The organism is uncultured Corynebacterium sp. (genome assembly GCF_902489365.1).
Taxonomy (GTDB): domain Bacteria; phylum Actinomycetota; class Actinomycetes; order Mycobacteriales; family Mycobacteriaceae; genus Corynebacterium.
Genome location: NZ_CABTZR010000029.1, coordinates 21,016 through 27,048, shown reverse-complemented (window position 1 = coordinate 27,048; position 6,033 = coordinate 21,016). Strand labels below are relative to the sequence as shown.

At 56.4% G+C, this 6,033-nt stretch carries 6 protein-coding genes and 1 tRNA gene; 4 read left to right on the top strand and 3 right to left on the bottom strand.

Annotated features, from left to right (window positions below; all coding sequences use genetic code 11):
* Positions 1–56 precede the first annotated feature (56 nt).
* The 4 genes from RDN59_RS06115 (at position 57) to RDN59_RS06100 (ending at position 1,992) form a co-directional block, all read left to right on the top strand.
* A complete protein-coding gene (locus RDN59_RS06115; protein ID WP_210401787.1) occupies positions 57–1,235 on the top strand; it encodes an alpha/beta fold hydrolase in 1,179 nt (392 codons plus the stop codon).
* 7 nt (positions 1,236–1,242) lie between these two features.
* The gene (locus RDN59_RS06110) at positions 1,243–1,641 is read left to right on the top strand and encodes a YchJ family protein (RefSeq protein ID WP_308607071.1); all 399 of its coding nucleotides are present in this window, start codon (positions 1,243–1,245) and stop codon (positions 1,639–1,641) included.
* Between the two features lie 88 nt (positions 1,642–1,729).
* Positions 1,730–1,803: transfer RNA gene (locus RDN59_RS06105), tRNA-Pro, on the top strand.
* Between the two features lie 39 nt (positions 1,804–1,842).
* Positions 1,843–1,992, top strand: a complete 150-nt coding sequence (locus RDN59_RS06100) for a hypothetical protein (protein WP_308607070.1) — start codon at positions 1,843–1,845, stop codon at positions 1,990–1,992.
* A gap of 77 nt (positions 1,993–2,069) precedes the next feature.
* Here the strand turns inward: RDN59_RS06100 and RDN59_RS06095 are convergent, their stop codons facing one another.
* The 3 genes from RDN59_RS06095 to RDN59_RS06085 form a co-directional block, all read right to left on the bottom strand.
* Positions 2,070–3,323 (bottom strand): hypothetical protein, encoded by a 1,254-nt coding sequence (locus tag RDN59_RS06095; protein ID WP_308607069.1) that lies wholly within the window; start codon positions 3,321–3,323, stop codon positions 2,070–2,072.
* A gap of 369 nt (positions 3,324–3,692) precedes the next feature.
* Positions 3,693–5,102, bottom strand: a complete 1,410-nt coding sequence (locus RDN59_RS06090) for a WHG domain-containing protein (RefSeq protein ID WP_308607068.1) — start codon at positions 5,100–5,102, stop codon at positions 3,693–3,695.
* Between the two features lie 251 nt (positions 5,103–5,353).
* Positions 5,354–5,560: an antitoxin gene (locus RDN59_RS06085; protein ID WP_308607067.1), complete on the bottom strand. Its 207-nt coding sequence runs from the start codon at positions 5,558–5,560 to the stop codon at positions 5,354–5,356.
* Positions 5,561–6,033: the final 473 nt, after the last annotated feature.

The following is a 6,033-nucleotide window of genomic DNA, read 5'->3' as shown; positions in this document are numbered from 1 at the left end:
CGACTCTAGTCAACCCCGGTTCGCAGGCGTGCGTTCGCCCTTATATCCTTGTGGGCATGCAATCCGTGAACGTGTCGCTCCCCTCCAGCACCGGTACCGCGATGGCCGGAACCATCGACTTCCCTGACTCCCCTCCGCAAGCCTTCGCCATCTTCGCGCACTGCTTTGCCGGCTCGCGCCATACCCCGGGCGCTGCCCGCGTGAGCAAGCAGCTGACGAACTTTGGCATCGCCACCTTGCGCTTTGATTTTCCTGGCCTGGGCCAATCCGAGGGTGATTTCGCGGACACCTGCTTTAGCCAGAATGTTGCCGATATCCAGGCTGCTGCCGACTGGCTAGCACAGAACTATTCCGCACCGCAGCTACTCATGGGCCATTCACTGGGCGGGGCTGCCGCTCTGGCCGCGGCCAACAACATTCGCTCCCTCAAGGCCGTGGCCACCATCGGCGCCCCCTTCGATCCTGCACACTCCGTGCTGCACTACGCCGACAAGATCGGCGAGGTCGACGCCAACGGTGAAGTCGAGGTCACCCTTGGTGGACGGGCGCTGACCATTTCGCGCCTCTTCCTCGAAGACCTTGCTGAGACCAACCCGGAGGACTATCTTCCGCGCCTGCGCAAGCCCCTCATGGTGCTGCATTCCCCCATTGATCAAACGGTGGGCATTGATAACGCGCAAAATATTTTCCGGACCACGCGCTATCCCAAGTCCCTCGTCGCCTTGGATAAGGCCGATCACCTAGTGACTAAGCAGGGCGCGGCAGCCCGTGCCGCCGACCTCATCGGGGCTTGGGCGGAGCAGTTTATTGTTCCGGAGAGCATTCCCACCCCCGTTGCTGAGGACTCAGCGCTTGCAATCCCGGCAGTTGGAACCAGGATGGGCGTCGTCGTGCGCCACAATGACCGATCGGTGAGCGCGGACCGCACGAAAAAGAACGGCGGCAAAGGCCAAGGATTCACCGCGGAAGGCCTTCTTATGTCCGCCGTGGCTACGGCAAGCACTCAGGCCATCAAAGAAGCGGGCAAGGCGCAGAAAATCGACGCGAAGGTGCTCGAAGCAGTATCTGTCAGGGTTAGCCAAGAATCCGAATCTTGTTTCACACGTACGGTAACGCTTCCTGGCTTTCTGAGTGCCGATCAACAACGCGCGCTTGCCGACGCCGCCGCTTCCACCACCATCGATTCCCTCCTCGCTGTGGACATCGCCACCACCGTGGCAACCACTGCAGAATAAGCCGCCCATGGTTGTTCTTAACCCACTTGACCCTGCCGCCCGCTGCCCCTGCGGTACCGGCCTAAGCTTCGGCGAGTGCTGCTCGCGCTACCATGCCGGCACACCCGCCCCCTCAGCGGAGACCCTGATGCGCTCGCGTTTCAGCGCTTTCGTCACCGGCGACGAGGATTATTTGCTGCGCACCTGGGACCCCGAAACCCGCCCGGAACGTCTCGACCTCGCCGAAACCGGCATCCGCTTCTACCGCCTCGACATTATCGACACCGTCGGTGGCGGCCCCTTGGACGATACCGGCATCGTTGAGTTCGAAGCCTTCTACAAGGGCGCCGCACAGGGGTCGCAGCGGGAACGCTCCTCTTTCCACCGCCAAAACGGGCAGTGGGTCTATTCCACCGGAGAGTTTTAACTGCCGCTAAAACAGAGGGTGGACTGGGATTTGTTGTGGTGAATACCCTTGGTGTAATCTGTAGCAGTTGCACCAAATGGTGCGGCGGCGGACTATGGCGCAGTTTGGTAGCGCACTACACTGGGGGTGTAGGGGTCGCAGGTTCAAATCCTGTTAGTCCGACAAAATTTGGGCTGGTCAGATTTCGTCTGACTAGCCCTTTTGCTTTTGTACCGTGAAGACGTCGAGGACCTGCAGGAGCTCGGGCTCAGTGTCGTTGTGCACTTGCAGGACGGTGCCGGCGAATCCCTAGCGGAGCGAACTTTTACGGAGAATCAGCTACGGCACTTACGCAACGAGGGCGAGCTTTAGAAAACGTCCTCCGCGGCATCCAGCCCGCTCCCTGCTGAGACCGGTTCTTGTGTCCGGACTCAGCGTCCAATGGGGGCTTAGCTGTTAACACGCCACGGGATCCCCTCCTTGGGCAGGTAGCCCAAGAGGTAGAGGTAATCCATCGCGCCCAGAATAGAAACGACGAGACCGCCACCGAGGATAGCTGCGAGGAATGTGTAGCCAGCCATGGAGGAGGAATCGACGTCCTTTCCGTCTTGACCGTCTTTGCCGTCCTTCCCGTCAGCGCCGTCGGTGGTAGAAGTCGAGGGTTCGGTCGTCGTCGTAGGCGTCTCAGACGGCTCGGTCGTCTCGGTTGGCTCAGTGGTCTTAGACGTCGAAGGAGAAGCGGGCTTGTCGTTGCTTACCTTCTTGCCATTGAGCATATCCGCACACTTTTGGCCAGCTGGTGCATTGATTTCTGCGAGCGCGGAGGCAGAAGCCGAAATACCTGAGAGAGTAGACTCAATTTCCTTTCGCTGGGTCTCGGTCAACTTCAAATCCTTGGCTGCGCTGGCGCCTGGGAAGAGACCTGCGATGGTGACAGCGGCATTGAAGATCTTCAGAACGGTGGCTACACCACTGCCAAAAGCACCATCAGCGAATTTGATGAGACCAGAAACGGTCTTCTTGGCGGCATCTGGATTCTTTAGATCCACCTCTGCATCAGCGTTATCAATCTTGGCGATGGCCATACCTTGCGCGCGTGCGAGATCCCAGGTGACGTCCTTTTCGGCCTCACCATCACGAACAAGTTTGGCAATTCCCTTCCAAGAGCTTGCGCCAATCTTCTTGATGAAGTCAGAAGGCACAAGTTCACCGACGACTGGGATTACTTCCCACACGGTCTGGAGCAGCTTGTTTCCACCGTCGTAGAAGGCCCATGCAAGGTCCAGCTTGCGCTCGAGAATCTCGCCTTCTTTGCCTGGGACATCGGTGATCTCACACACCAATTTGCCGTTCTTCTCCACGACCTTGATAGTGGCGTCAGCCGTCGATGCCTCGGCGGTTTTCAGCTCATCAAGTGTCGTTGGCTTGCCGTTTTCCGCCCCGTAGAAGCCAAAGTCGTTGCCCCGGGATTCACGGTCCAACTCCTCAATGATGTTGTCGCCAGCGTTGTTTGAATCAATCAGGTTGCCATCATCGTCGAAAGTGGTGCCATTGACGTCGACGGTGTCAGTGCCAGACTGCTCCTGGACGAAGGACGTATCGCTCGGCTCTTCAACGGCAAGAGCCTGTGGGGCAACGACAACGGAAGAAAAGGTGGCTACCGCCACTGCAGTGGCCACAATGCGAGAACGTAGGGAGCGCATGTTAACTCTTTCTTATGGTTCAATGAGTATCCACTTAGGCCAACGGGCCATGTGGTAAAGATTCGGACGTGGCCACCATACAACTCTCAAAATATACTTTCTACATTTAAGTAACTATCCACTACCCCCGTTTGGAAACCCCCCAGCTCCGCATCGGTGCAGTTCACAGCGTCAACATCGTTGGCAATACGATTTTCTTACCCCCACAAACAACGGGCAACTTCCGGAAGGACGCCGAGTTTTAGCCACCGACACACCGGCCCTCCCCAGGCGCCAATAGAAAGAACCACCCGCTTTCACATTAAGAAAGCGAGTGGAGGAATGGCGACGATGACGCGCTAAGGGGCAATCCTCAGTCACGTTGCTGCATTAGTCAGTCGTGCCACTAAGACTGCGCATGATGCCACCAAATTCAATATCCATATAGTGAGTGAGAATCTCGAAAATATAGTCTGAATCACACCCACGCAAGGGACCCTTGGTACTCAGCACGGCTAGACCATGAGCGCCCGCCCACACGGAAATCACCAAGGTGAAAAGAACCCACGGTGTGCGCGGCCCGTCGACTTCATCAATTGCCTCACGTACGAGAGACATAATGAAGCCAAAAGCCCGCCCAAATTCGCTAAAGTCACGTTGGAGCTCAACCGCTTTGTTCGCGTTCGGCAAGAAGTCGTCCTCGAAAGACATCGGAACAATCGGCCCAGACGCGATCTTGATAAGAGCTTCAAAGCCCTTCGGATCAGCCAGCGCATGCGAGACGTAGCCGTACCCGGTGGCCTTAATCTTGGAGATTGCTTTAGCGTCTTCCGGAAGCGCAGCTACCTGCCGGAAAATGAACTCATAGTTGACCTTGTCCAAATACCGTTCAAGAAAGCTGGCCAGCTCTTGATCGCTTTCAATCAGGTGCTCAGCTTCCTGCACACTAAGGCCCGCCCGCTTCGCAGCACCACCGATATGAAGGCCGGTAACGCCGTGGTCCAGCGCCTCCTCAGTAGCACCTCGCAGTAACGCCGTACGCTGTTCATCCTCGGTTCCCCGTGGGTAATCCTTGGCCTTCGCTACCAACGCCTCTGGCTGCTCTCCCACCAAGCCATAAGGAATAGTGCGCTCGACGCGCTCTCCCCTGAAGAATGGGTAGAGGCCTACGCTCAGCGTGTCCATAACAGCGCCAAATGTCTGCTTCTTCGCCGCCGGCGACAGGTAACGCAGGATTCCTTCAGCTGCAAGTTGCGTCACGCCGTGTAGGTGGGAAAAAATCGACAGCGCCGACAGCAAGGTTCCATTAACATCGGGATCCACTCCGCCAGATTCTTTGATAGCCTCCTCGGTCAACTCAAAAACAATCTGCATAATAGGGCATTTTTCGACATCCCCATCAGGACCAACAAAGTCCTCTGCGGTAACGCCGACCCGAGGAGTTGCATGAACCGCAGAAAATGCCGCAAAGGCAGAGGGATCCTCCACCGCGAAGGAGAAATACGCCAGCGCCGTGGCGCGAAGCTTATCCACAGCCGTCGCATTCTCAGGCAAACGCTGGAGATGCAGATCAACGACTGAGGTCAGCGCCTCGTTTAGGGCGTGCTTGGTTTCCTGTACAAGCTCAGCTTCAGAGGCAAAGAGCTCTTGGGCTTCCGCTAGCGGAACATCCACTTGATCGGCCACCTCCCGGAGGCGCACCTCATCAATGCCAGCTTTGGCAATAACCCGACCGGCCTGCTCAATAAGGAGCTGGCGCGAGGGTTGGTTGCCCTGTTCCACACCTACTGAAGTAATCACAGAATTCAGCTTACCTAGGAAACGATCGCTTTTAGGTCCATAAACAGAAGATAGGAATATACACAGGTTTTCTTAAGCTTTCGCCCGAGCTGCAAGACAACCCACCCCCGTCACCCCAAATTCAAAGTATACATTGCTGTAAAACTTATACAGTCCCGCCCGCTATGCGGACGGGACCCCTGAGCGTTCAAGCTACGTGTCGCGCAACGCTGAAACCTCGATGCGGTCCGGCTCCAGGTGCGACAGTCGCTTTACTTCTGCTCATCCTCCTGGGGAGCCTCAGCACCCTGGTTACCAATGCGCTCATCGAGCTGGCCGCGAGCGGAGTCAATCTTATCCGCCTTATCCTCGCCCAGCTTGCCCTTAGCAAGGTCTGCCCCCTTATCCAGTGCGCTATCCGAAATCTGCTCGCCCTTATCGGAGTTCAGAGCATCCTTCGCCTTGTCAAAAATACCCATTACTTTGTTCCTTCCTAAAGTAAATACTGTCCTAACAGTGGTGACCCTCACGGCCCGAGTGTGCCGAATACTACGTAATGTCGGCGACAGTGGGAGGCCTAGCCAGCTTCCCGCGCACCAAGCATGTGCGCTGTGGTCGCCACATTCAAGCTGAGCGCCATCACGTCACCCCACCGTACCGACGCACCAACCTCTTCGCCACAAACGTTATAAATCGTTATACATTTAGAACACGAGTTAAAGGAAAACTTTCACTTACTGAGAGGTCTCAGGAACATTCTTAACGTCTACCCCCTCCGATTACCCCTTTTCGTTCAACAACTTGGCGCGTGCCGCCACTCTCTCATTTGTGAACCCTTGTACTCTGGGACACAATTCAAACGTGCTCATCCTTCCCGCGTCGCGCGACACATGCTGCACAACGTCATTGACCGCTCACTTACCTTTAAAATCGAAGTCGAAACCTCGGCGCA